The following is a 26,906-nucleotide window of genomic DNA, read 5'->3' as shown; positions in this document are numbered from 1 at the left end:
TGCATGTTTGGTCCGCGCAAGTCGCTCGATTCAGTCACGAAGCACGCGGAGGGCCATGCACTCGCCAAGACGCTCAGCTGGCCCCATCTGATCGCCCTGGGCGTCGGCGCGATCGTCGGGACCGGCATCTACACGCTGACCGGCGTCGGCGCCGAGCGTGCCGGGCCGGCAGTGATCCTCGCCTTCGCCATCGCCGGCGCAGTCTGCGCCTGCGCCGCGCTCGCTTATGCCGAGCTGGCAACGATGATCCCCGCCGCGGGAAGCGCCTATACCTTCAGCTATGCCGCGCTCGGCGAGAAGGTCGCGTGGGTCGTCGGCTGGAGCCTCGTGCTCGAATATTCGCTGGCCTGCTCGACCGTCGCGGTCGGCTGGTCGGGCTATCTGGTCGGCTGGCTGACCGCGGCCGGGATCCATTTCCCCCCCGAGCTTCTCGCCGGCCCGCATGCCGGGGGCATCATCAACCTGCCTGCGGTGTTCGTCGCATTGGGCGTGATGGGGATGCTGGTCGCCGGCACCCGCGAAAGCGCGACGCTCAATATCATCCTTGTCATCATCAAGCTGGTCGCTTTGGGCGTGTTCGTCGCCTTCGCGCTCCCGGCGTTCGACGGCAGCAATCTCGAGCCCTTCATGCCTTACGGTTTCGGCTCGACCGAAGTCGGCGGCGAGAAGCGTGGCGTGATGGCCGCCGCGGCGATCGTGTTCTTCGCCTTTTACGGGTTCGACGCAGTCGCCACCTCGGCCGAGGAGGCGAAGCGCCCGGGCCGCGACCTGACCATCGGCATCATCGGCTCGATGCTGGTCTGCACGATCATCTACATGCTCGTGGCAATCGCAGCGGTCGGCGCGCTGCCCTATCAGCAGCTCGGCAATTCGGCCGAGCCGCTGGCTTTGGTGCTCCGCTCGCTCGGGCAGCCGGTGGCGGGGCATCTGATCGCGCTCGCCGCAGTGATCGCGCTCCCTTCGGTGATCCTCGTCATGATGTATGGCCAGAGCCGGATCTTCTTCGTGATGGCACGCGACGGACTGCTGCCGCGCAGCCTCGCCAAGGTGAGCCCGCGCACCGGCGCGCCGACCCGGATCACGCTGATCACCGGAATCGTCATCGCCGCGGTCGCCGGATTCTTCCGGCTCGACGAGATCGCCGAGCTCGCCAATGCGGGGACCTTGCTCGCCTTTATCGCAGTCGGCGCCTGCCTGATGGTGCTGCGCCGGCGCGCGCCCGATGCGCCGCGGCTGTTCCGCTGCCCCGCGCCTTATGTCGTCGGCACCCTCGCGATCCTCGGCTGCATATACCTGCTGTTCAGCCTGCCGAGCGCGACGATCCTGCGTTTCCTCGCGTGGAACGCGATCGGGCTGGCCGTCTATTTCGCTTATGGCTGGCGCCACAGCGAAGTGAAGCGACAGGCGCTGCCGGCCTGAGCTGAGTTTCGCGTTTCCATTATTGTCCTGCCAACATGGAGTAGCCCCGTGCGACACCTGCTCACCACGCTTGCCCTCGCCACATCGCTGACTCCGGCCGGGGCGGCGCTCGCCCAGACCCGCTATGACGGCGTCTGGCTGTTCGATGATGCCGGACCCAATCCGGGCGTCACCATGCTGCAGGTCGCCAGCAACGGCGACCGCATCACCGGCGCGGTGACCACGCAGTGGTATGGCCCGGTGACGATGCAGAATGCGCGGCTCGACAAGGGCGTGCTCACCTTCGAGGTGCGCAACCTCAACGACCGCGAACACCCGACCCGCATTTGGACCGTGCGGCGCACCCCGAAAGGCGTGCAGCTCGACGGACAGCTATGGGAGTCGAAGATCCACGCCGGCGGCCGCAAGGGAACGGTCCGCGACGCGGAAGCGCGCGCCTTCCGCTTCCAGACGCTTCCGGACTGGAAGACGGTCGAGCAGGTGCCGCTCGCGCCGCGGCCACCGATGGGCTGGAGCAGCTGGAACAAGTTCGGCGCCAATATCGACGACAAGACGATCCGCGCGATGGCCGACGCGATGGTGTCGACCGGGCTGCGCGACGCCGGCTATATCCACGTCAACATCGACGACGGCTGGCAGGGGACGCGTGGCCCCGACGGCCGCATCCGCCCGAACGCCAACTTCCCCGACATGAAAAAGCTGGCCGATTATGTCCATTCGAAGGGGCTCAAGCTGGGCATCTACAGCTCGCAGGGGCCGCGCACCTGCGCCGGGTTCGAGGGCAGCTATGGGCATGTCCAGCAGGACGCGCAGACCTTTGCCGATTGGGGCATGGATTATCTCAAATACGACCTGTGCTCGGGCGAATATTTCTATGCCGACGCAGACACGGTGAAGCGCAGCTATGCCGAGATGGGCGCGGCGCTCAAGGCGACCGGGCGGCCGTTCATTTACTCGCTGTGCGAATATGGCCGCTTCGAGGTCGGCAGCTGGGGACGCGATGTGGGCGGCCATCTCTGGCGTACCACCGGCGACATCACCGACGATTATGCGGCGATGGCGCGGATCGGCTTCGACAAGAACGGCAAGCCCGAACATGCCGGGCCGAACGGGTTCAACGATCCCGATATGCTCGAAGTCGGCAATGGCGGCATGTCGCTGGACGAATACACCACGCACATGACTTTGTGGGCGATGTCGGCGGCGCCGCTGCTGATGGGGCATGATTTGCGCCAGACCTCGCCGGCGATGCTGGCACTGCTCGAAAATCGCGACGTGATCGCCGTCGACCAGGACGCGAAGGGCATCCAGGGCAAAGCGGTGCGCAAGGACGGCGCGCTCGAGATCTGGTCCAGGCCGCTTGCCGACGGCGCGGTCGCGCTGGCGCTGTTCAATCGCGGCGACGCGGGGGCGAAGATCGAGGCGCGGGCGGCGGATGCCGGCTTCGGCGCGATCACTGCGGCGCGGGATCTGTGGCGTGGACAGTCGGTTGCGGTGGACAAGCTGACGTTCGAGGTGCCGGCGCACGGCGCGGTGATGCTGCGCGTCGAGGGCAAGTGAGGGAAGGGGGCGTCGCGCACGCCCGCTCTCGACAGTCTGTCTGGCAGGACGACGACTACCGATAGCGCGCCGCTGTCGGCGGCAAACTTGACGTCGTTGAACCCCAGCGTCAGCGCCATGGCCCGATCCGGGATGATCACCCGCACGCCCTTGCTGACACCTTCACGGTCACTTCGCCGGCGCTGTCGTCAGCAGGGCGCCCAATGCCGCCAGCGCAATCGCATGCGTTCGCATCGCCATCGAACCTTTCTCAAAAGAAAAAGCGGGCCGCGGCATATGCCGCGACCCGCCAAAGTTAAGAGCGGGGTGGCTCTTCCTGCTAGAAACGGAACCGGGCGCTCGCCTGCACCGTGCGCCCCAATGTGCGCACGCCGAGCGGCAGGAGCTCCTGCTGGCCGTGATAGCGGTACACGTCACTCCCCAGCAGGTTGCCGCCTTCGAGCGACAGCGTCAGGAACTTGTACGGCGTCACGTTAATCGCCGCATCGAGGCGCTGGGTCGAGGCTTGGTAAGGCGAATATTCGGGCGTCTCGACCCAGATGCCCATGCGATAGCTGGAGCGGTAATTGTACGCGACGCGCGCGCTGAACGTCGGCGTGTCGTAATAGAGTGCTGCGTTGGCCGTCCATTTGGACGTGTTCGGCGAGTCGAAAGCGCCCGGGAAGTCCTCGGGATACGGATATTCGACGCGCGCCTTGGCGACATAGCTGGCGTTCACGCTGGCGCCGAAGTTGCGCCAGAAGCCGGGGAGGAAGTCGAAGAAGCTCTGCGCCGCGACCTCGATGCCCGCAAAGGTGCCGTTGCCGGCATTGCGTTGCTGCTCGACGAGACCGACACCCGTCTGGCCATACGGTATCAGGCTCTCTTCCTCGCGACTGTAATAGAGGAAGCCGGTGGCCTTCTTGTAATAGCCCGCGAGCGTGACGAGACCCCCGCGGCCGAAATAATGCTCAAGGCTGGCGTTGAAGCTCTGCTCGTCCTGCGCCTTGAGATCGGGGTTGCCCGCGTAGACGACGACCGGGTTGGCGCGGGTCTCGACGAAGGCGAAGGGACGCGTGTCGTAGAAGCTCGGCCGCTGCACGTTGGTGCTGTACGACAGACGCAGCTGGGTTTTCGGCGTGAAGTGCAGGATCGCCGTGGCGGTCGGCAGCACGTCTACATAATTGCCCTTGCCGAAGGAACGCCGGACGATGTCCTGGAAGTCGGTGGTGATGTCGCCGGGGCGAAAATCGTAGCTCTCGATATTGCCCCAGGTGTTGGTGTAGCGCACGCCGAACAGGCCATCGACGGGGAAGCCGACGTCGAACGCATAATTGACCTGCGCGTAAGCCGCGAACACGTTCTCGACCGAGTCCCAGGTCTGGCCGAGATCGCCGAGCGGGATCTCGCTCGCGAAACGTGCCGCGTTGCCGGGATCGTTCGCCTGGATATAGGCGCGGATCGAGTCGATATTGTCGAGCAGCACCGAGCCGGGAACCCGGTACCACGACGCCCCGGCATCGCCGATCGTTGCCGAGACCAGAGCTGCCTGATCGGCACCCGGGAACGTCGAGAGCGGCGCCATCTGGCCGCCGATGCGCGGGAGGCCGTCGCGATAGCCATAATAGCGCGAGGTATCGCGCTTATTGTACCGCGTGCCGACCTGCAACGAGCGGAGCAGCGAGGCGTCACTGAGCTTGAGCGTCAGGTCGACCTGACCGGACAGCTCTTTGTTGTGCGACTTGCCGATGCGATCCTGAAAGCGATCGACGCCGTAATTGGCGATGTTGCTGAGGTCCGTCGCACCGAAGTCGATCTTGGGCACGCCGCGCGGATACTCATCCGAGTCGAAGTCGACGTTGACCGAGGTTTGGTTGCGCAAGCGCAGGATCTGCTGGACGTTGTAATCGTTGGAGTCCGACCAGTTATACTGTGCGCTGGCGTTGATCTGCGCGCGCTCGCTACGCCAGTGCATCTCGAAGTTGCTGGTATAAAGATCGTTGTCGAACGCATTGAGCATGCTCTCAAAGCCTGCCGGTACGCCGTTGGGGTTGCTCTCGGTCAGCGAGCGGATGGTGCGGCCGTCCTCGCCGAGGACGATGTTGCTCAGCGTCGATCCGAATTCGCGGGCCTGGACGTACATGCGATCGATCGTGCGCCGCTCGCGCGACCCGAGATAGCCGCCCTCCAGCACGAAATCGAGATTGTCGTTTGCGCGCCACTGGCCGACGATGTTGATCGAAGGGCGCTCACTATAGCCACTCTCGGTGCCGTAATATGCACGGTATGGGATCACGACGTTGCGCAGGTTGGCCGGCAGCGAGGCGAAGGGTGAATTTGGATCGCCCTCGCAACAGGGGATCGAGGGCGATTCGCTCTCGATATAGGTCTCGAGATAGTTCGTCTTGGTCCACGACGCGTTGACCAAGAAGCCGATCTCGCCGATCCCGGTCTCGAAGCGGTTGCCCACCAAGATGCTGGCATAGGGGCTGACCTTTTCGGCGATGTCGTCATAGACGCCGCGGATGCTGCCCGCGAGCGTGAGGCCCTTCTTCAGGTCCAGCGGGCGGCGCAGCTCGATGTTGACCGTGCCGGCGATGCCGCCTTCGACCTGATCGGCACTGCGCGTCTTGTAGACATCGACCGACTTGAGCAGTTCGGCCGGGATGTCGGCGAGGTTCATCGAGCGATCGGCGCCGAGATTGGTCTGGTTGCCGTTGATCGTGGTCTGAATCTCGCTGAGGCCGCGGATGGTGATGCCCTGGCCTTGGCCACGGGCGCGATCAATCTGGACACCGGTCACGCGGGATAGCGCTTCGGGAACGTTGTTGTCGGGTAATTTGCCGACATCCTCGGACACCACCGAGTCTACGATCTGCTTGGCGTTGCGCTTCTTGTCGGCCGCGGAGGAAATGCTGCCGCGGATGCCGACGACGAGGATGTCCTCCGGCCGCTCCTGTGCCGTATCGGCAGCTTCGCCGTCCTGAATTTCCGCCGGCGCGTCCTGCGCCATTGCCTGTGTGGCGCTCAGCGCGCCTGCCGAGACCGTGGCAAGCGCGAGGGCGCGTGCGACGTATCGAAATCCACCAACCCGAGTGTTCATGTCTTCTCCCCCTGTGCCTTGTTTGGCCAGCTATACTATATAATGTATACCATATGACAGCCGGCGCCGCTGTCAAGAGACTGAAACACCTCGATGCAGATACGCCTGGAGGCGGCGGCGAGGCGGCAATCTGCCCGCCGGCGCGAGCGCTCTACGGACCTTGGAAACCGACCCGAGCAGCAATTTGGCGCGGGCGACGCGCGCTCCAGCGAGGGGCGTCGGGGAGGGCGGCATGGCTGCGTTACAATCCCGTTGCAAATCCCCAAATTCGCTGACATTGTATACAGTACACGATATGAAATATATGAAGGGGACGGAAATGACTGATCGTCGTGCATTGCTCGTCGGAAGTGCCTTGGCTGCGGCGCTCGTCGCCTGTGCCTCTTCGGCTGCCGCCCAGACCATTTCGTCCGCGCCTGACGAAGGCGCGGCGCAAGAGTCCACCGATACCGAAATCACCGTGACCGGAACGCGCATCCAGCAGCCCGGCCTGATCAGCAACAGCCCGATCACTGCCGTCGACTCGGCCGAAATCCGTCTTCAGGGCGCGACCAACATCGAGAATGTGCTCAATCGGCTGCCCCAGATCACCCCCGACGCCAACGAGAACGTATCCAACGGGTCCGACGGCACCGCCCGGATCAACCTGCGCAATCTCGGCAGCAACCGGAACCTGATCCTCGTCGACGGACAGCGCCTGTTGCCGATGCAGGCCACCGACGTGAACTTTCTGCCGTCGTTTCTGGTCGAGCGCGTCGACGTGGTCACCGGTGGCGCTTCGGCGGTGTACGGTTCGGACGCGATCTCTGGGGTGGTCAACTTCATCCTGCGCAAGGATCTGAACGGCGTGCTCGCCGACGTTCAATACGGCTTTTCGAACCACCACAATGACGATCAGGCGCGTCGCAGCCTGGTCACCGCGAGCGGCTATCAGAACGCCTTGTCCTCGCCTATCGACGGGCAGCGCTTCGATGCGAACATCGCAGTGGGCAAGAGCTTCGCCGACGGGCGCGGCAACGTCATGGCCTATTTCGGCTATCGCGAGGTGCAGCCGATCACCCAGTCCAACCGCGACGTATCGGCCTGCGCGCTGGATCCGGCGCAGAACAATACGGTGTTTACCTGCGGCGGCTCGTCGAACAACGAATTCGGGCTGTTCCAGCCGCTGACCGGCCCCAATGCGGGGACCGCCTTCAACAATACGCGCGACGGTGCGCGGACCTGGGTCCCGTACAATAGCAGCTTCCGCTACAATTACGCTCCGCTGGTCTATTTTCAGCGCAACGACAAACGCTACACCGCAGGCGCCTTCGCCCGCTTCGAAGCCGATCCGGCGGCCGAATTCTACGCCAGCTTCATGTTCATGGACGACCGGACCAACTCACAGGTCGCACCGTCCGCATTGTTCCAGGGCTCGACCTACACCATCAATTGCGACAATCCGCTGCTCGGCCAGCAGCAGGGCCAATTGTTGTGCGGGGGCGCCTATGGCACCGCCGCGTCGCAGAACCTGTTCATCGGATACCGTCCGGTCGCCGCGCCGGCCCGGCCGCGCCGCGACGACCTGCGCCACACCGACTTCCGCGTCACCGGCGGCGTGCGTGGCGAGATCGCGCCGGGAATCCGCTACGATCTGAACGGGCTCTTCTCGCGCGTGCTGTTCAACGAGAATTACCAGAACGACATCGATCCGGTGCGCGCCAATCGCGGCCTCCAGGTCGTCAATGTCGGCGGCGTGCCGACCTGCAAGTCGGTGGTCGACGGCACCGACAAGAACTGTGTGCCGCTCAACGTCTTCCAATATGCCGGGCTGTCCGCCGAGTCGCTCGACTATATCTATTCGCCGACCTTCACGCGCGGGATGGACAAGGAGACCGTGCTCAGCGGCACGATCAGCGCCGATCTGACTAATTATGGCGTGAAGAGCCCGTGGGCCGATCAGGGCGTCGGCGCGGTGTTCGGCGTCGAGCATCGCCGCGAAAGCCTGGTGTTCCACGCCGACGCACTCGCCCGCCAGAAGGGCACGCTCGAAAGCCGGGGCGCGTTCAACGTCACCGAGTACTTCACCGAAATCCGGGTACCAGTCTTCGAGAATCGGCCCTTCGCCGAGGAACTCACGCTCACCGGCGGTTATCGCTTCTCGAAGTACAGTACCCGCGACGACGGCATATCGACCTACAAGGGTGAGATTGCCTGGGCACCGATCCGCGACATCCGCTTCCGCGCCGGCTATAACCGCGCGATCCGCGGGCCGAACATCTCGGAGCTGTTCGCGGCACAGGGGCTCGGCAACATTTCCGCGCAGGACCCGTGTTCGGGCGCAACGCCTGCCGCCACCGCGGCCCAGTGCGCGGCGACCGGCGTCTCGGCGGCACAATATGGCACGATCATCGCCTGCCCGAGCGAAGTCTGCGTGGCACAGGGAGGCGGTAACCCGGCGCTTCGGCCCGAACAGGCCGATACCTACACCGCGGGCGTCGTCCTCTCGCCGGGCTTCCTGAAGCGCTTCTCGCTGTCGATCGACTATTTCGACATCAAGGTGCGGGACTATATCTCGTCGATCCCCGCGTCGCTGACGATCAGCCAGTGCATCGCGACCGGAGACCCGTTCTTCTGTTCGCTCTTCCATCGCGATCCGCGCAATGGTGTGCTGTTCGGCGAGCAGGGTTATGTCGTCTCGACCACGCAGAACACCGGATCGCTCAAGACCTCCGGCATCGACGTCGGCGCCAATTATGCGTTCGATACCGGAATCGGCGGATTCAGCGCATCCTTTGTCGGCACCTGGCTCAAGGAGCTCCGCAACGAGCCGCTGCCGGGGCTCGGAAGCTATGATTGCGCCGGGCTGTTCGGCCCGACCTGCGGCCAGCCCAGCCCCAAATGGCGGCATCAGGCGCGGCTCAGCTGGTCGGACACGACCGACATCGCGTCGGTCTCGCTCAACTGGCGCTATATCGGCGGGACCAAATTGACCAACAACACCGACGATCCGTTCCTCACCGGCCCCACCTATGTCCTCAACGCGCGCCTGCCGGCGTACAGCTATTTCGATCTGGCGTTCACTGCGAAGGTCCAGGGAGGCATCACCTTCCGCGCCGGCGTGAACAATCTGCTCGACAAGGATCCGCCGGCGATCGCGCAGGGCCTGCTCTACAGCTTCGGCAACGGCAATACCTATCCAGGCACCTATGACGTGGCAGGCCGCACCTTCTTCATCGGGATCAACGCGGAGTTCTGATCCGCGAACCGCTGATCGTCGCGCATACCGGCCAGACCTGCGCCCGTTGGATGTTCCGCACATCCAACGGGCGCATGGCGGCTATCGATCGCCGACCTTCATGATGTTGGGCGGGTTTCGGAAGCGATCCGGAAGGGTCTGACTGTTGCCGATCGCGACGCGATGGCGAGGACGTGTCCGGCATTACACCAGTGCCACATCCCGGCGCGCTAATTCGCCCCGGACAATCCCGGCGTGTGGTTCAGAATTTCGTCGAACCAGCGCGCGGGCGGGGTTCGTGGTTCGGGCCAATCGCTCGCGAGCGACAGGGGATCGTAGCTTCGGCCGTTCTTGATCACCGCAGCGATCGCCATCGTATTGCGGATATCCGCAAGCGGATCGGCCGTGAGGATAACCAGATCGGCGAACTTGCCCGGCACGATGCTGCCCACGTCGTCGGCGTGGCCGATGATCGTCGCGCCGTCGATCGTCGCCGCCTGCAACACCTCCAGCGGCGTGGCGCCACCGTGTGCCAAGGCTTCCATTTCCCAATGCAGGCCGAGCCCCTGGATTTCGCCATGGCTGCCGATCCCCACCAGCCCGCCCGCCTGCTGGACCCGCACGGCGTCGCCGGCGAAGCGGGACCAGGATTGCGATTCGTCCGCCATCCAGTGCCGGTTGCGCAGCTTCTCGGCGAGCACCGGGCCCGGCATGAAGGTGCGCAGCTTGGCATCCTGCTCGGGATGCTGGCGGATGATGAAGTCGAACAGCCCCGGCCCGCCGCCATAGAGCACCGAGATGGTGGGCGTGTAGCCGATCCGGCTCGCCGCCAGCAGCCGGATCACGTCCTCGCGCAGCGGAGTCACCGGCAGGCTGTGCTCGTTGCCCGCAAAGCCGTCGATCGCGTGGGTGAGGCCGAGCACCAGATCACTCGCGCCTTCGGTCGTCGGCATCATGCCGAGTTCCTGCGCCGCCTGGATGGTGAATTGCCGCGCGGCGCGGTCGCCGACCATATAGGCCTTGATGTTGCGCGTGCGGTAATGGTCGCGGTAGCGGCGCAGCACGTCGACCGCGTCGGCGCGCGAATGGATTTCGCTGTTCACGAACACGCCCGGCCCGGTCGACCAGACCCGGGGGCCCGGCATCATCCCGGCATCGATCATGTCCTGATAGGCGAAGATGTCGGTGGTGAACGGCTGCAGCTCGAGCGCCGACGTGACGCCGAAAGCCAGATCGGCTGCGAACTCCCAATAACCGCGCTCGTGCACGCCGCGGCGGATGCCGAAGAAATGGGCGTGGGCGTCGATGAAGCCGGGTATGATGAAGCGGCCGCGCATATCGCGGATGGTGGCGCCGGCCGGCACCGCGACGGTACCGGTGGGGCCAACCGCGGCGATGCGATTGCCCTCGATCACCACATCGGCGTTTTCGATCTGGACGACGCCTTCCATCGGCAGCACCGTGGCGCCGCGCAGGACGAGCGTGCCCTTCGGCACGTCGCGCGGCACCTCGACCGCCAGCGCGCGACTTTGCGCGGCGGCTTCGGCCGCGCCGGTGCCACCGGTCTCGGCCGCCGCCGCGGCGACCGCGCGGAACGTCGAGCCGACCGACCAGGTGATGCGCGCGCCGTCCTGCGCCCAGCCGGAGAAATCGGCGCCGTCGCGGGTGAGCCGCGCCCGCGCCGCGCCGGGAATGCTGATATCGACCGTCGCGGGCTTGCCGCCGGTGCGCGCGGGCATGTCGACCAGATAGAGCTGCGATGCCGCCCGCGCGAGGATGCGGGTGCCGTCGGGACTGACCTGCGCGTCCTGCACCGGCAGTGGCACGCCGACATATTGCCCCATCGCCCGTGCGACGACGGCCACTTCGCTGCGCACCACGCCCGACACGGGATCTAGCGAACGCAGCGCGCCGGCACCGTAGAACCACAGCCGGCCGTCGCGGGTGAAGGCCGGCGAGCGGGCGCCGGCCACATGCGCGATCAGGCTGGCCGCGCCGCCCGCGGCGGGAAAGCGGACGATGTCCGAGGGGCGATCGGGTTCGAGTTCGTTGAGGGCGCGCAGCCGGTCATAGTGATTGGCCCGGATCGCCACCACGCCGTTGCCGTCGGGGGTGAACAAGGGTTCGGTGAAGAATGCGCCCGAGGCCAGCCGGCGCGGCGTTCCGCCGGCCGCGGGGATCGTCCACAGGCTGCCCCCCGCCGGATTCCAGGTGACATAGGCCAATGTGCGCCCGTCGGGCGACCAGCTCGGCTGGAACGCGTCCTCGGCGACGAGCTTGCGGGGCGCCGCGCCGTCGCGCTGGACATATAGCGCGCCCAAAGCAGTGAAGGCCACCTCCCGCCCGTCGGGCGACAGCTTCGGCGCCTGGGCGATGCGCGGCCGGACCGGGCCGGTCTCCTCGCGCTGACGCACCCGCGTCGACGCCGCGAGATCGAGCCGCACCGGCGCCTCGAACGCGATCGGGGTCACCCGGCCGCTGGCGAGATCGAGCCGGCGGATCCCGCCATCGACGCTCAGGACGATCGAACGATCATCGGGCGCGAACACGAAGCGCGGCAGCAGCCCGTCATAATAGCCGCCCTCCTGCCCGTCGCGGTCGAGCGGGTAAGCGAGCCGGCGATCCTCGCCGGTCTCGAGGTTGCGCAGCCGCAGCGCGGTCTGCCCTGCTTCACGGGTGGCATAGGCAATCGCATTGCCGTCATGCGATATCTGCGGCGCGATCGCGCCGCCCAGCGGAGTGAGGAAGGGTTCGTCGGTTCCCGCAGCCAGATCGCGCCGCGCGATCGTCCAGTTGGGCGGATCGCCCTCGGTCCATGTGTGGCCGTGCTTGGTGGCGTAATAAGCATAGCGGCCGTCGGGGGAGATCACCGCGCCCATCGCGTTTACGCGCTTGTCCCAATCGTCGTCGCCGTTCGGCTGCGCCTTGACCACCACGGTGCCGGCGCCGCCCGCGGCGGGGAATTGCCACAATTCGAAAGCGAGCACTGAATGGACCGCGCGCGAGACATAGACGCTCCGGCCGTCGGGCGACCAGGCGGGGGCGGCGTAGAGCGTCAGCGCGGTGTCTTGCGACAGCTGGCGCAGCCCGCTGCCATCGGCATTGGCGACCCAGAGATTGGTCACGCCCGAGCGATCGGAGACGAACGCGATGCGCTTGCCGTCGGGCGAGAAGACCGGGTTGCGCTCAAATGCCATGCCGGTGAGCAAGGGCCGGGCGGTCCCGCCCGCGGCGTCGAGCGCGTAGATGTCGCCGAGCAGGTCGAGCGCGATCGTCTTGCCGTCCGGCGAGAGATCGAGCTGCATCCACGTCGCCTCGCGCGCAGTGAATTCGAGCACACGCGCCGGGGCCAGCGGCAGCCCCGGGGTCTGGGCAAGCGCCGTCGAGGCAATCGGCAATGCCGCGAGGAGAGCGAGGACCCGGATCATATGCGATTGCTTCGCCAAACAGCGCCGCCTCCGCAAGCTTATCGCTCGCGGAGGCGGCATTTCGGTCAAAGCGACCAATCGAGGCGAAGGCCGATCGTGCGCGGCCGCACGATCGATCCCGCCGGCGCCACGGCATCGGTGAAGGGGGCGTTGAGGATGCCGTATTCGTCGAGCACGTTGTTAGCGAATGCCAGCAGCTTCACCTTGTCGAACGCGGTGATCGCCACGCGCAGGTCGACGATGTTGAAATTGCCGCGCGTGTTCGGATTGCCGAACGCCACCGGCGCTTCGGAGAGATAGCGGTGCGCGACCTCGAAGCTGGGCGCGAGGGGCGAATCCGCCAGTTCGAACCGGAGGTTGTTGGCGATCGACCAGTCCGAGGATCCCGGCAGCGTGGTGCCCGATGCATAGCCCCCGCCCGGCGCAAAGGTATCCGGCAGGAAGTCGGTCAGCTGCGCGTCCTGATAGGTGATGTTGGTGGAGAAGCTGGCGAAGGGGGTGAGCTGCACCGTCGCCGCAAGCTCGACGCCGCCGACATTGGCACCGCCGGCGTTGGACACATAGGAATAGTAATTCGGGCCGGGCCCGAACAGCCGCGCCTGGATGCCCGACCAGTCGATGGTGAACGCCGTCGCCTCGATATAGAGCTTGCGGTCGAACAGCGAGAATTTGACCCCCGCTTCGTAATTGTCGGTGGTGTCGCTGCCATAGCTGCCGGGGATCGTCGGCAGGAAGCCGGCATTGGGATTGATCCCGCCGACACGGTAGCCTTGCGAATAGGTCAGATAGGCCATGAACGTCTCGTTAGGCCGCAGCGCCAGCGTCACCTTCGGAGTGAAGCCGTCCTCCTTCTCCTCGACCGTGGCGGTGCTGCCGGTGGCGCTGCCGCTCACCGCGCCGGGCTGGTTGGCGACGGTGGCCTGATAGCGATTCCAGTAATAGCGTCCGCCCAAGATCAGCTCGAGCGCCGGGATCGGCTTGATCGAGAGCTCGCCGAACACGCCGAGATCCTCGTTCACGCCGTCCGAGATATAGCCGTAGATACGGTCGCCGGGGGCGAGAACGCTGCCCGAAACCCCGCCGAAGCCCGCCGGATTGGCGTTGATGAACGCTTCGGCGCCCTTCTGGAAGATCTGGTCATAGCTGGATTTGTCGGCGCGCATATAGCTGGTGCCGATCAGCCAGTTGATCATGCCGGTGCCGGGCGAGGTGAGCCGGGCCTCGATCGTCTTGATCGTGGCATCGGCGGTGCCGAACGAATAGGCCGCCTCGTCGCCGGTCGTGTCGCCGGTCACGTACGGATAGGGATAAGAGAAGACGGTCTCGTTGTTCTTCCTGGTGACTGCGCCGAGCACCGTCAGCTTGGCGAAGCCGAGCCCCTGATCCAGCCGCAGCGAATTCAGCCAGAAATCGGTCTTCTGGGTCTCGGCGCGCTGGGTGATGCGGATATAGGGCGTGTCGGTGTCGAGATAGGATTGATCGTCGAACCGGGTGTCCTGATAGGTCGACAGCCAGGTCAGCGTGGTGTCCGGACCCGGCGTGAACACCGCCGAACCGCGCAGCCCGCGGGTGCGAAAGTCGTTCGATCCCTCGACGCCGATCCCCGTATTGTCGAGATAGCCGGCATCGACGCGCTGGAGCGCCATCACCCGCACCGCCAGCGTGTCCGCGATGATCGGCACGTTGATCATCGCCTTGGCGGCATAATTGAGTTCGCCGTGCGAATTCTTGGTTACACCGACGAGGCCCGAGGCGGCGGCGTCCAACTTCGACGCATCCGCCGTCTTGACGACATAGTTGACCAGCCCGCCGAGCGACGACGAGCCGAACAAGGTGCCTTGCGGACCGCGCAGCACTTCGACGCGCTCGAGATCGAAGGTGTCGATATCGGGGATACCGATCGGGAAGCCTGGCTCGACCAGCGGAATCTCGTTGAGATAATAGCCGACGGTCGTCTGGCCCTGCTCGTGATAGGTGGTCGCCGCGATACCGCGGATCACCACTTCCGAAACCCCGGGCTGATAGTCGTTGAACACCACGCCCGGCAGCCGGACGATATAGTCGGCAAGGCTGTTGGCATTGGCGTCGGCCAGCGCTTCGCCGGTCACCGCGCTGATCGCCAGCGGCGCCCGGCTGATCGCCTCTTCGCGCTTGGTGGCGGTCACGACGATCTCGTCGCGGGCTTCGCCGACGACTTCCTGCGCCTGGGCGATGCCCGCCGCGCCTGAGATTGCGAGTGCCAGCGACGAAACCCGCGCCAGCTGCAACCAGTGATTCCGGATCATTAACTTCCCCTTCGCTCGTTGGGGTGCCGCGTCTTCGCGTACCTCCCCGAAATCCTCAGGCCTCCCCAGCGGCCTATTGCTCACGCCTCGCCGAAGCGCTGCGTGCCGTCGACGATCGTCCGCAAGACCCTGGTGTTCGCGATCCCCGCGGGGTCGTCGCGCGCAAGGTCGCGGTCTAGGACGGCGAGATCGGCGATCTTGCCGACCTCAAGGGTGCCCAGCCGGTCTTCCTGAAAGCCGGCATAGGCATTCTCGGCGGTATAGGCATGGAGCGCCCGGGCGAGGCTGACGCGCTCCCCGGGCAGCCAGCCGCCCGGATTGGCGCCGTCGATCGTCTGGCGCAGCACCGCCGCGGCGATGCCGGTGAGCGGATCGACCGGCGCCACCGGCCAATCCGATCCGAAAGTCACGTGTGCGCCGCTCGCGATCAGCGAATGGAAGGCATAGGTGCCGTGGAGGCGCTGTTCGCCGATGCGCTTCACTGCCCAGCGGCCGTCGTCGATCGCGTGATAGGGCTGGACCGACGCGATCACGCCCTGCGCGGCGAAGCGCTTCATGTCCTTCACGTCGAGATGCTGGGCATGCTCGATCCGGAAGCGACGGTCGCGCCTGCCGTTGGCCTTCGCGACGCGCGCATAGATGTCGAGCAATTGTCCGTTCGCCGCGTCGCCGATCGCATGCGTGGTGACATGGAGGCCGGCCTTGTCGGCGCCGGCTATCCATTGCTCGATCTTGTCGAGCGGATCGAGCGCGATGCCATGGCTGTCGGGCGCGTCGGTATAGGGCTGGCGGAACAATGCGGTGCGCGAGCCGAGCGAGCCGTCGACCAGCCCCTTCATCCCGCCCCAGCGAACCCAGTCGTCGCCGCGCCCTTCGGTTGCGACGATGGCGGCCATCTTCTCCCAATCCTTGAGCGGCACGAACGAATAGAAGCGCATCGGCAAGGCCGAGCGTGCACGGATGCGCCGCAAGGCGTGCTGCGTCGTCCAGTCGAGTTCGGTGACATGCGCCTGGGTGACGCCCTTCGACAGCGCATAAGCCGCACCCTGCGTCAGCGTCGCGTCGATCTCGCTGTCGGTGAGCGGTGTGATCACCCGGTCGATCAGGTCCTTGGCGGCGTCCTTGACGATCCCGGTCGGCTCGCCATTGGCATCGCGCACGATCACCCCGCCGGCGGGATCGGGGGTGTCGCGGGTGATCCCGGCGAGCTTGAGCGCCAAAGCGTTGCACAGATACATGTGGAGATCGAGCCGGGCGACCGCGACCGGCGTCTCGGGGGTGAGCGCATCGATCCACGCGCGGTGTGGCAGCTCGCCGCCCCAGAGCTGCTCGTCCCAATGCCCGCCCTCGAGCCATTTGCCTTTGGGCAGCTTCGCCGCCGCCTCGCCGATGCGACGCGCGAATTCCTGCGGGGTGGCGGCGTCGCGCAGGCTCGGCTGCGAGAGCATCGCCGAACCGCGCAGGAAGTGGGTGTGGTTGTCGATGAAGCCGGGCATCACGAAGGCGCCCTTCAAGTCGATCACCTGGGTGCCGCGCCCGCTCGCCGCGCGGACCGCGCCGGCGCCGAGGGCGGCGATGCGATTGCCCTTGATCCCGATCGCATCGGCGCGGGGCGTGCGCGCGCCGGTCCAGACGCGCGCGTTCAGATAGGCGATGTCGAGATCGCCCTCGGCCGCCCAGGCGGCGCGCGCCAGCAGCGATGCGGGAACGGCACCCAGCAAGAGGCGACGACTGATCGTGGCGTTCACTTCGCGGTCTCCGGGCTGGCGAGATCGGCGAGCCGATCCGCATTCATGCGGCGCATCCATTCGGCCAGCCCGCCCTCGGGCAAGGCGGCGAGCAGATCGGACACGGTCGCAGCGCTTTCCTCCTGCCCCAGCTTGAAGCGGGCGTCGATGCCGCGGACATGCGCGCGAAACGCGATGATCCGCGGCAGCAGCGCCGCGACGCGCTCGCCGGCATCGGCCAGGGTCCAGGGCCGGGCGCGGCCCGTCTCCATCGCATTGGTGAGCGAGTCGATCGCGGCGAGCGTCTCCTCCTCGACGAATTCGACTTCGACGGCGATCGCCGCCACTGCGAAGTTCCATGTCGGCACCCAGCGCGGCTGGCGCACCGGCTCGGGTGACATATAGGCCTGTGGCCCCGTGAACAGCAGCAGCGCCGACGGGTCGGCCCGCAGGTCATCGACCTGCGCATTGAAGCGCGAGCAATGGCCGAGCAGCGACACCAATGCGCCGTCCGCGTCGGTCTCGGCGAGCATCGGCAGCGGCGTCGCCTCGAACCTGCCCGCGCCGCGCGACACCAGCCAGGCGAGCGGATGCCCGGCGATGAGTTTCAAAAGGTCGGCGTTGCTACCCGGATCGAACTGCATGTTGCGATGGTGTTACGATCCTGACCCCTTTGAAACGTCCAGATTTGCAAAGTCGATGGGTCCAGCAACTGGCTATGCGCGTGCGGCCTGGCCCAGCGCCGCGATCGCGGCCTCGGCATCGGCTTCGTCGAGGCTCGCAAAGCCGAGCCGCAGGCCCCGCTCGGCACCCGGATGCACCATATGGCTATGCGATGGCGCGAAACTCAGGCCGAGTTCCGGCGCGCGGCGCTCGATACGATCGAGCGCGGCGTGATCGCGAAAGGCGAGCCACAAGGCGAGGCCGCCCTGCGGCAGGCGCATCTCGCACACCCCGCCGAGATGCGTTTCGACCGCACGCGCGAAGGCATTGCGCCGCCCCGCATAGATTTGCGTCGCCTTGCGCGCGTGGCGACGGACTTCGCCGCTGTCGATCAGTTCTGCGGCGGCGTCCTCGGTGATCGTGTTGCCCATCCCGTCGAGCATCGACACTTCATGGGCGAGCGAGTCGATCAGCGGCTGTGGCGCGGCGATATAGCCGATCCGCAGTGCCGGCATCAGCAGCTTGGACAGCGAGCCGAGGTACAGCACATGCTCGGGCGCATAGCTCGCCATCGGCAGCAGCGGCTGCGACCCGAAGCGGAATTCGTGGTCGTAATCGTCCTCGATCACTGCGAAGCCGAACTGGCGGGCGAGTTCGAGCAGCCGCAGCCGGCGTTCGGGGCGCAGCGAAACTGTTGTCGGAAATTGATGGTGCGGCGTGAGGAAGATCGCGCCCACCCGATGCGCCCGGCATTGGCGTTCGACATCCACGACATCGAGCCCTTCGGCATCGAGCCGCACCGGCACCACCGAAGCGCCGCACGCGCGGAAGGCGGCCACCGCGGGCTCATAGGTCAGTTCCTCGACCAGCACGACGCTGCCCGGCCGCGACAGCACCCGCGCGGCGAGGAATATCCCCATCTGACTGCCGCGCGTGATGCAGATATTCTGGGGCTCGACCAGCAGCCCGCGCTCGCGATGCAGCATCAATGCGATGCTCCGGCGCAGCGCCGGCGATCCGCGCGGGTCGCGATAAAGCAGCCGCCCCTCGCGTGAGGCGGAGAGTATCGCGGTGCGATAGGCGCGCGCGAGCAGATCGGCGGGGAACAGCCGACCATCGGGAGCGCCTTCGTCGAGTTTGAGCCACGCGCCGCCCGGCACCGCCAGGGGGCGCTCCGGGGGCTGGCGGAAGGGATAAGCGATGGGCCGCTCGGGCTCGAAGGCCGAGGGCAATCCGGGCGCGCGCGGCGCGGCGTCGCTCTCCGGCAACGAACTCGAGACGATCGTGCCGCGACGGCCGAGCGACTGGAACCAGCCTTGGGCGACCAGTTCCTCATAGGCGGTGACGATGGTCTTGCGATTGACCGCCAGCGCCTCGGCAAGATCGCGGGTTCCGGGAAGGAAGGTCCCGGGCGGCAGCCGCCCGCGCTGGATCTCGTGGATCATCGCGTGAACGATCTGCATGTAGAGAGGGGTATCGCTTTCGGGTTGCAGGCGCTGCGCCAGCACCACTTTCCATGGCCGCAGCATTGGACCCCCTGATTGGCTTTCTGGCGGTAGCCGACGGAGCCAACCTGCTCGGTGCCAACCCACGCGTCAACCCGCGCTGATCAAACAGCGTCGCGTGCAGCCTCGATCAGGGCTGGCGCCCCGGTCCTGTCGGAGGTGTTGGCGGAGCGGCGCGCCGCTATCGACGCGCGGAATGCTGGCCAACGATGTGGTTGGCTTACGCGTCAGCATGGCGCTCAAGGTGGCGGGTAACCGCGTCCTTATTTCTCCGCTGGAGAAAGTACTGCGCGTTGAACCCAGCCTTGATAAGCACTGTCCTTTAAATGAATCCAGGTTTTCCCATCGATAGTCGTCGATGCGTCGCCGGCCGTGCTCGCGCCACGCGGGAGAGCATGGACTCTCAGAGCTGAAACAGACGGGCTTGCTCTCAGAATTGTCGGCAAAACCACCTTCCACCGTCGCTTCTGGAACCGAAGATTCTTGCAGTTTACCGCATCAGAAAACGGCTGTGGTGCTTGAGAACACCCGTCGGGAGCAACGGTCGACGATTGAGCCGGGGACAAAGGGGAAGCAAGAACCGTCGCGGTTGATGCTATTGGGATCGGCGAACTCGCCGCGCCGACGGCTATCATCGCTGTTGCCAAACTGATCAGCATCCCTGTTCTCCCAAAGTTGTCAAAGCAGGCCGGTTTCGTCGACTGTTTGTCAAGTAACTTGTGGTAGCCAGGACGGCTAAGCTGCATGCGATCAGTGCGCTGCTGTCAATCGTTCTTAACCCATTCACTTCGCCCAAGCAGAGCCGGCGCGTCTGATGATCGATTGTAGTGTCGCCATCCGTATTCGGTGCATTGCCCGGTGCGGAAACTAAGGCCATGGCGGCGACGAGCGCGGCCGCAGCGAACGACCGATGTGGGTCATGGCTTTACCTCGCTCGCTTTGGCCCTTTCGAGCCAGCGGCTATATTCGCCCAGCAAGGGCGACGTGGGATCAACGAGCGCGAGCATCCCGGGCATCGCTTCGAGCGCACGGCGGTTGGGCGCGTTCAGGAAGATGATCACACCGTCTCTCGAAGGCTTGTAGAAATAGGCGACGGCCAGTTGCGCCCAGTCGGCGCCGCCATGCTCGAGCACCGTGACGCCATCATATTTCAGGACGTTGAAGCCCAGACCATAGCCCTGCTCGACGGGGCACGGCGACTTGGCCGCATCCTCGCAATGGACCACGCGCTCACTGCCCTTGTCCGATTGCACGCGATCGCGATCGCTGGCAATCGCCGGGCCGTAACCGTCCGCGTCCATCACCGCGACGAGGAACGCGGCGTAGTCCTGAACCGTCGTCGTCATATCCGCGGCCGCGGACCAGTCGCCTTGCTTGCGGCAGAAGGCCTTGCCTTCGGGGCGGCAGAAATAGCCGTAGAAGACGCCGCCCTCGTCGATCGGGCGCGCGATCTTTTCCGCATTTTCGGCGCGTACCGTGAAATCGGTGTGTGCCATGCCCACTGGCTTCAGGACTGTCTCATCGACGAGCTGCGGGAAAGGCTTGCCCAGCTTTTTCTCCGCAAACCGCGCGAGATACTGAAACCCCTCTCCGGAATAGCCGTAGCTGACGCCGGGCGCGCGCTCGAATGCGAGCTTGCCGTCGCGCCGGAAGAACCGCCAATTGGCGAAACCCGTCTTATGCGTAAGCGCGATGCGCGGGGTGAGGTCGAAGCGGCGCGGATCTCCGGCAATGTCAGGATCGACCCAATATTTCGCCATCGATTCGTCAAGCGAGAGCCTCCCTTGCCCCACGAGGCGCAATATCGTTTCGGCAGCGACCGTCTTGGTGATCGACGCCGCATTGAAGCGTGTCGCGGCGCTGGCGGGCACTCCCGGCGACTGCGCACCGAAATAGGCGCTCCAGACGAGCTTGCCGTGCTTGATCACGCCGACGCCGGCGGTGACCACATTCTGTTCGGCAACGATTTCGCCGAGCCGGCGCTCCAGAAGCAGCGCCGCAGAGCCGCGGGGCGCTGCGACTTCGCCGAAGGGTGGCCCGGATAACTGGCGCGTCGTGGCACAACCGGTGAGCGCGAGTGCCGCCATTGCCCCGAGGCCATGGCGCCTGGTGAAACGCCATTCCAATTGCTTCATCGCTTGTCCTCCACGTGCTCGGCCACCGTGTACCGAGCTTGGCGCAGCGCTAGCGACGCGTGGCTAGCGGTGAGAAAAAACCTTTGAAATGACCCAGGCGACGGTGAAGCGACCCGCCTGAAGATTCAAACGGCACGCTCTTTCAAGGCCCGCGCGCCCGTTCGGCTGGTGCTCACCATGTCGCCATTCTCCATGTGGAGAAGCAGCTTGCCGTTGCCGGCCGGTTCGGCGTGCCGGATCGCGCCCAGGCGGGCGATGTGCGACCGGTGCACCCGGACGAACTGTTCGAGAGGAAGGATCGCCTCGAAGCGCGCCAGAGTCGTGGTCGAGAGCAGCCGGCGCGCATTGGTGACGACCTCCGCATATCCGTCGACGCCCGAAATGATCACGATATGGTTCAGCGCGACCGGAACCACCTCCCTGTCGCAGCGCACGAGAAGCGAACCGACGGTTTCGCGCGCAGGGGGAGGGGCGCTCGTCGCTTGGTCGGTTGCCGCAGTGCGCCCGGCCCGAAGGCTTTCAAGCCGGGCCATCGCGTCGCGCCAATAGGCAAAGAGCGCCAGCGCGGCATAAAGGGTCACTCCCTGGAACATCTGCCACGCCAACGCTACCGGACCGAAGGGGGCCACCGAGATTCCGGCGCGGATCCAGGATGGCGTCAAGCCAAAGCTCACGATCGTGCACAGGTACCAGCTCAGCGCGAATGCGACCGCCAGCGGCACGTGCAACACCGCGGCAACCGCAGGCCGCCGACGCAGCACAAAGCGCGCGAGCAACTGGTAGAATCCAGCGCCTGCTAAACCGATGCCGACGGTGTTGTTGACCGCATAAAACACCGAAGAACCGATCGATTGATCGAGCGTCGCGACGAATGCCGCCGCATAGCCGGCGAAGATCAAGAAGAGAGCGATCAGCGCCACGGATACGGTCCGCGACGCCCGGAGCGAAGCTATGGCCTGGCTGAATGAACGTGAAACCGTCTCGGCAACGCGTTGAAATTCGAAATGCAGCCGCCTCATTCGATCAGTTTGCATGAGAGGCCCAGCCATGCGCAACTCCATAGCACGGCCATGTCCACACGCTACGGGAACCTTGTTTGGAGCGTGGCCAGCGTCCCGGTTGTCGGCATGCGCGACCCAAAGCCGACGGGGAGGAATCGGCCTACAATCAGACATCGACGCATGGCGCATGCGTCGCCCAGATCCAGCACTCAGGCTAGCGCCAAAGGTCTCAGCGCGTCGTATCTCGGTCGCTAGCTTGAATGCTATCTTGAGAAGGGGCCGCTGCTCTCGATGGGCGTTAAGTCATTGAAAATATGTTGGACGCACTTGGGCTCGAACCAAGGACCGCTGATTAAGAGTCGACGTCCACTGAGCAAACGGACAGTGATTTTCCTAGATATTCTCGTGGTTTAACGCCGCCGTGCTGCAGATTTGCTGCAGTCCGTAGAGCGTCTGCGACGCAGCTCCTTACTCAAATCTCTCCTGGTCGGCGATATCAGATCCACCGTCCCGCTCGGCTTTTGCGCTCTCGTGTAGATCCTCTGCCAGCTCTGCCATCAGCGAATTGTCGGTGTTGGCGAGGGCTCGAGGAGCCGGTTGCGTTCGCGCGCCCGCTGGCCCAGCCGGCCATCGCGCTTGCGAGCATCGGCTTCGGCGCTCACTTGAGGGAGCACTATGAGCAGGACCGGTCCAGCTGAGATCGCCGACCGTCAACCGATCCCGAAACCGGTCGTTTCCGCCACTCACCGGCGCGGTGCGCGGTTTCGAACTGCGTCGAACGCGTCCCGAGGTGTTGCGCCTCGGCAATCAGCCGATCGCTGGAGTTCCTGACAAGTCAGCGGCAGGTCAGGTAGATTGGATTGCCGATCAACAGCGGATGTTTGGCCGCATCGCGAACGTTCACCGCCGCCCAGCCGCAGCTGCGCGCATCCAGTTGGAAAGCGATCCGCGCATCAGGGCCCTCGACGCGGCGCCGCCGCACGACGACGCCGTTGACGACCAGTTCGGCCGAACCGTCAGCCACGCCGACGGCGTGCGCGCGAAACACCGTTCCGCTTGCCGCTTCGATCGCGCCGCCCATCGCGACGTGGCGCCCCCCTGCTTCGGCATCGACTTCGAGCATCCGGCCGCCCTTGCCCGTGACGTCGATGAAGGCATTGCCCGCCGCAATCCCTGCCAGGATCGCGGGTTGCGACAGCCGCGCGGCGTGGACGACCGTGGTCGGCCGCCCGATCGGCGCCTTGCCTTCGGGCGCGTCGGGATCGTGATTGTCGCTCCCCGCGATGCCCGTCAGCCGATGCCCCTCGTTGAGCCGCGCATACCAATAACCGATTCCGGCGAGTGGCCCTTCGGCGATATTGCCGTTGACTGCCTCGATGGCAGTGACGCGCGACCAGTCGGTCTTCGGCCACACCCAGCCACAGCCCATGCACGCCTCGCCCGAAGGCAAGGCGGGATGATTGATCGACAGGATGGCGCCCGCCGCCGTGACGTCCTTTTGCAAGGCGCGGATGTCGGGAACCGCCGCGCTGCCGACGCGGAAATCGACGAAGCGCCGCGGCCCGAAAATGTTGGCGTGCCCGCCAAAGGTGGTGATTTCGATACCGGGAATCAGCAGCATCTTGTCGAACCATGGCTGTAGCTCGCGCAGCCCTCCGAAATGCGCGGTGCTATTGTGATCGGTGACCGCGATGAAATCGAGGCCCGCCGCCGCGGCCTTCTCCACTGTCCGGAACAGCGGGCAGGGGACCCGCTTGCCCGACTGGCTGGCGCAGCTGCCATCGCTGTTCGCGTCATGCATATGCAGGTCACCGCGATACCAGCCGGGCGCATCCCTGATCGGCGGCTCGGCAATTGCCGCGCTGGCGTCGCGCCGCCCCTCCCGATCGAACCGCACCGTGACGCGATAGGCGGCGCGGCTGTTCGGCCGGGCATTGGGCACGCCGAGCATCACTCGCCATTTGCCCGCGGGCAGCGCGCCGGGAAGATAGCCGGGCGTCGCGTCGCTCGCGCTCAGGGTGAACCGGCTGCGCGCGCCGCCGCTCCAGCCGCGGAACCGCTCGGGATCCCACAGCCCCAGATCAATGACGGTCTTGTTCGCTTTGTCATAGTCGAGTGTCACCGTGATCCGCTCGACTCCCTTGGGAACGTCGAACGACAGCGGCTTGTAACGCTCGTGATCGGCGCCGGTGATGTCGCCGGTCAGGACGACGTCCGGCACTCGCTCCTGCGCCGCCGCCGCGGGAGCCAGTGCGGCGAGCAGCGCAGGGGCGAGCCAGCGCATCAGAACTTGAAGTCCACCGCGAAGCGGAAGTTGCGTCCGAGGATCGGCCGGCCGATGAACAGCAGGTCGTTGGCCTGGCCGCTGGTCAGCTCGCCCGCGCGCGGATTGCCTTCGGTGAGCCCGATCGTATTGGTAAGATTGTCGCCATAGGCCCATAGGCTGATCTGGTCGGTCACGCCCAGCCGCACGCTCGCATTGAGCACGGTGTACGCCGGCAGCTGGGAGGTGTTCGCCGCATCGGCGTAGCGTTTGGTATAATGCTCGACGTCGAGCTGTGCGCGGAAGCGGCCATCGAACAGATGGACCGCCGGGGTCGCGCGCAGCGCCAGCCTGGGCACGCGGAGCAGCTGGTTGCCTGAATAGTCGCGCGGGATCAGCGTGGTGCCGGACAGTTCATTGTATTTGAGGTTGCGGAAGGTCGGTTCCTGCCACGTCGCGTTGAGCGTAAAGTCGAGGAACGACGTAGGCCGGATCGTGCCTTCGAACTCGACGCCGTAAGCGCGCGTATCGGTGTACACGGTCTGCTGGGTATAGCCGTTGGTGGCGGTGTTGAAGAAGGTGTTGCCGATCGAATAGGAGTCGAAGTCGGTCAGGAACCCGGTCGCATACAGACTGACCAGCGGCGAAGCGTATTTGACGCCTGCTTCCCACATCTCGATGCCCTGGATCACTGGTTGCGCAGTGGCATTGGTGATGAAGCTGCCGACGCTCGGCAAGCGGAAAGTCGAGGTGTAGCGCGCGAAGATCCCGGCGCGGTCGGCGAACTGCCAGTCGGCGCCGAGCGTCCAGCCGACCCGGTCGAAGGTGCGGCTATACGGCACGAACACGCCGCTGCCGGTCAGCACGTTGTCGTCCGCCAGCGTCTGGGGATTGCCGAGGTTGACGGTGCGGCTATTCTCCTGCGCCCCGCGCGCAGACACTTGCTCGAAGCGTACGCCGCCGTCGACGCGGAAGCCGGGCGCGATCTGCCACTCGTCCGAAGCATAGACCGCGACCGTGCTCTGCGTGCCATAGCCGTTGGCGAATTCGGACCCGTAGCGCGCGACACCGCCCTCGGTCAGCGCGCCGACCACCGCACCGGCGCCATTGAGCGCGACGAGATCGAGCAGCCGTGAATTGCCCGATACGTCCTGGATCGTCGACGCCGAATAGCGGGTGAAGGTCTCCTTGATGTACGCGTAATAGACGCCGACCGCGAAGTCGTGCGTGCCTGCCGCCTCGAATTGATGCGCGATGCGCAAATCGTTGAGCAGCTCGCTTTCGTTCACCGTAACCGGCCGGGCCTGGTTGATGAAGACGTCGCCATTGCCGTTCTGCCCCGTCACATCGAACGCCTGCCCGCTATCGACATAGCGCAGCTGGATCGAGGTCGCGGTCGGGAAGGCGGTGAGCAGCTGCGAGCGATAGGTGCCCAGCAGCAGCGCCGTCGCCGTGCTCACCGAAGCGGGATAGACGCCATTCCGCACCGTGCTCGAGTCGCGGTAGCGCAGCTTGTGGCTGAGCTTCCAGGTGTCGGCGAGTTCCCAATCGGTGAGCCAGCTCGCCTGGTCGAGCCGGATGCGCGTGCCCTGGTCTTCGCGGAAGTCGACTGGTCCGGTGGCGCTCTTCAGCGTCATGCGGCGCAGCTGGCTGCTCGCGGTGGTGCCGTAATGCGGATCGAAGCCGGGCAGGCCGACAATGTCGCCCTCGCTGTCCTTGGTCAGCGGGATGCCGGTGTAGAAGATCGCATTGTCGGCCAGGTGCTTGTAGCTCAGCGTGGTGCGGCCGGTGCCCCAGTCACCATGCAGGTCGGCGCGGATCTGGCCGCCCTTGTTGCCGGTGAAGCCCGGATCACGCACGCCTCGCTCGTTGCGGTAGAAACCGCCGACGCCGATGCCCCAGCCCTCGGTGATCGGCACGCCGACCCAGCCGTCGAAGCGATAGAGGTCGGCGGTCGGGCCATAGAGCAATCGGGCATTGCCCGAGATCGAGTCGCCCGGCTTGCGCGTGATGAAGTTGATCACGCCGCCCGGCGCGTTCGAATAGAAGATCGACGACGGGCCGCCGCGCACGACTTCGATCCGGTCGATCGACTCGTCGACGCGGAAGGCCTGGTCGGCATTGAGATAGCCGAGCGCCGGGTCGTGCTGTACCGGCAGCCCGTCCTCGAGCAGATTGATCGAGCCAAAGCCGTCGACCGGAATGCCACGGGCGCGGACGTTGCCGCTGCCTTCGCCGCCAGATGCCTCGACCCAGAAGCCCGGCACGGACTTGAGCGTCTCGGTGACGCTCGACGGCGCGCGCGAGCGCAGCATGTCGTTGTCGATCGTCGTGACCGCGTAGCTCGTCTCGACCTTGGTGCGCTCGCCGGCGCCGGCGCGGCCGGTGACGATGATGTCGTCGCCGGTCGCCTCCGCGTCGCTGGCGGGATCGGCGGTGGTCTGGGCCAAAGCGCTGGTACTGCAGCTGATGAGCAGCGCCGCCACGATGGTGCGGATTGGGTGCGCGACTTTCATTTGAATTCCCCGGCTGTGAACCCGTTATGTGCGGTTGCGGCCGCGCTTAGGGTTGGCGCATGACGGTTCGGCGGCGCGGTTGCTGCACTGCGATGACGAGCATGT

The 26,906-nt window shown here is 65.6% G+C and carries 13 protein-coding genes; 3 read left to right on the top strand and 10 right to left on the bottom strand.

Features of this window, described 5'->3' with window-relative positions; genetic code table 11:
* The first annotated feature begins 3 nt into the window (after positions 1-3).
* Both CVN68_RS05995 and CVN68_RS05990 read left to right on the top strand, forming a co-directional pair.
* A complete protein-coding gene (locus CVN68_RS05995) occupies positions 4-1,419 on the top strand; it encodes an amino acid permease (protein WP_100281389.1) in 1,416 nt (471 codons plus the stop codon).
* 48 nt (positions 1,420-1,467) lie between these two features.
* Positions 1,468-2,979 carry a glycoside hydrolase family 27 protein gene (locus CVN68_RS05990; protein WP_233503601.1) on the top strand — a complete coding sequence of 504 codons (1,512 nt, stop codon included), beginning with the start codon at positions 1,468-1,470 and terminating at the stop codon, positions 2,977-2,979.
* A gap of 319 nt (positions 2,980-3,298) precedes the next feature.
* Here the strand turns inward: CVN68_RS05990 and CVN68_RS05985 are convergent, their stop codons facing one another.
* Positions 3,299-6,061, bottom strand: coding sequence for a TonB-dependent receptor (locus CVN68_RS05985; RefSeq protein ID WP_100281388.1), 2,763 nt, complete (start codon positions 6,059-6,061; stop codon positions 3,299-3,301).
* Positions 6,062-6,380: 319 nt separating this feature from the next.
* Here CVN68_RS05985 and CVN68_RS05980 point away from each other — a divergent pair, with 319 nt between their 5' ends.
* Positions 6,381-9,299, top strand: coding sequence for a TonB-dependent receptor domain-containing protein (locus CVN68_RS05980; protein ID WP_100284237.1), 2,919 nt, complete (start codon positions 6,381-6,383; stop codon positions 9,297-9,299).
* A gap of 209 nt (positions 9,300-9,508) precedes the next feature.
* Here CVN68_RS05980 and CVN68_RS24430 read toward each other — a convergent pair whose 3' ends face one another.
* The 9 genes from CVN68_RS24430 to CVN68_RS05935 all read right to left on the bottom strand — a co-directional run bounded on the left by CVN68_RS24430 (position 9,509) and on the right by CVN68_RS05935 (position 26,801).
* Entirely contained in the window at positions 9,509-9,823 is a 315-nt protein-coding gene (locus CVN68_RS24430; protein ID WP_407695547.1) for an amidohydrolase family protein, read from the bottom strand.
* 2,948 nt (positions 9,824-12,771) lie between these two features.
* Positions 12,772-14,991, bottom strand: coding sequence for a TonB-dependent receptor (locus tag CVN68_RS05970; RefSeq protein ID WP_100281387.1), 2,220 nt, complete (start codon positions 14,989-14,991; stop codon positions 12,772-12,774).
* Positions 14,992-15,071: 80 nt separating this feature from the next.
* The gene (locus CVN68_RS05965) at positions 15,072-16,739 is read right to left on the bottom strand and encodes an amidohydrolase (protein ID WP_233503599.1); all 1,668 of its coding nucleotides are present in this window, start codon (positions 16,737-16,739) and stop codon (positions 15,072-15,074) included.
* A complete protein-coding gene (locus tag CVN68_RS05960) occupies positions 16,736-17,362 on the bottom strand; it encodes an FMN-binding negative transcriptional regulator (RefSeq protein ID WP_100281386.1) in 627 nt (208 codons plus the stop codon). The genes CVN68_RS05965 and CVN68_RS05960 overlap by 4 nt, the downstream gene beginning before the upstream one ends.
* Positions 17,363-17,434: 72 nt before the next feature.
* On the bottom strand, positions 17,435-18,910 hold the full coding sequence (gene pdxR / locus CVN68_RS05955; RefSeq protein ID WP_100281385.1) for a MocR-like pyridoxine biosynthesis transcription factor PdxR: 1,476 nt from the start codon (positions 18,908-18,910) through the stop codon (positions 17,435-17,437).
* 893 nt (positions 18,911-19,803) lie between these two features.
* Positions 19,804-21,021 (bottom strand): serine hydrolase domain-containing protein, encoded by a 1,218-nt coding sequence (locus CVN68_RS05950; protein WP_100281384.1) that lies wholly within the window; start codon positions 21,019-21,021, stop codon positions 19,804-19,806.
* A 125-nt stretch (positions 21,022-21,146) separates the two neighbouring features.
* Positions 21,147-22,040, bottom strand: a complete 894-nt coding sequence (locus tag CVN68_RS05945; RefSeq protein ID WP_233503598.1) for a LytTR family DNA-binding domain-containing protein — start codon at positions 22,038-22,040, stop codon at positions 21,147-21,149.
* An 817-nt stretch (positions 22,041-22,857) separates the two neighbouring features.
* Positions 22,858-24,306 (bottom strand): CehA/McbA family metallohydrolase, encoded by a 1,449-nt coding sequence (locus CVN68_RS05940; protein ID WP_100281382.1) that lies wholly within the window; start codon positions 24,304-24,306, stop codon positions 22,858-22,860.
* Complete coding sequence (locus CVN68_RS05935; RefSeq protein ID WP_100281381.1) at positions 24,306-26,801, bottom strand: TonB-dependent receptor; 2,496 nt, start codon at positions 26,799-26,801, stop codon at positions 24,306-24,308. The genes CVN68_RS05940 and CVN68_RS05935 overlap by 1 nt, the downstream gene beginning before the upstream one ends.
* Between the last annotated feature and the right edge of the window lie 105 nt (positions 26,802-26,906).

Origin of the sequence: Sphingomonas psychrotolerans (assembly GCF_002796605.1) — a bacterium.
Classification (GTDB): Bacteria; Pseudomonadota; Alphaproteobacteria; order Sphingomonadales; family Sphingomonadaceae; genus Sphingomonas; species Sphingomonas psychrotolerans.
The sequence above is the reverse complement of the archived record's forward strand: the minus strand, read 5'-3'. Positions and strand labels throughout refer to the sequence as shown.

Coding starts and splice junctions, on each gene's coding strand:
- CVN68_RS05970 (WP_100281387.1), bottom strand. CDS start 14,991: ATGATCCGGAATCACTGGTTGCAGCTGGCGCGGGTTTCGTCGCTGGCA.
- CVN68_RS05985 (WP_100281388.1), bottom strand. CDS start 6,061: ATGAACACTCGGGTTGGTGGATTTCGATACGTCGCACGCGCCCTCGCG.
- CVN68_RS05945 (WP_233503598.1), bottom strand. CDS start 22,040: ATGAGGCGGCTGCATTTCGAATTTCAACGCGTTGCCGAGACGGTTTCA.
- pdxR (WP_100281385.1), bottom strand. CDS start 18,910: ATGCTGCGGCCATGGAAAGTGGTGCTGGCGCAGCGCCTGCAACCCGAA.
- CVN68_RS05995 (WP_100281389.1), top strand. CDS start 4: ATGTTTGGTCCGCGCAAGTCGCTCGATTCAGTCACGAAGCACGCGGAG.
- CVN68_RS05940 (WP_100281382.1), bottom strand. CDS start 24,306: ATGCGCTGGCTCGCCCCTGCGCTGCTCGCCGCACTGGCTCCCGCGGCG.
- CVN68_RS05960 (WP_100281386.1), bottom strand. CDS start 17,362: ATGCAGTTCGATCCGGGTAGCAACGCCGACCTTTTGAAACTCATCGCC.
- CVN68_RS24430 (WP_407695547.1), bottom strand. CDS start 9,823: ATGGAAGCCTTGGCACACGGTGGCGCCACGCCGCTGGAGGTGTTGCAG.
- CVN68_RS05935 (WP_100281381.1), bottom strand. CDS start 26,801: ATGAAAGTCGCGCACCCAATCCGCACCATCGTGGCGGCGCTGCTCATC.
- CVN68_RS05980 (WP_100284237.1), top strand. CDS start 6,381: ATGACTGATCGTCGTGCATTGCTCGTCGGAAGTGCCTTGGCTGCGGCG.
- CVN68_RS05950 (WP_100281384.1), bottom strand. CDS start 21,021: ATGAAGCAATTGGAATGGCGTTTCACCAGGCGCCATGGCCTCGGGGCA.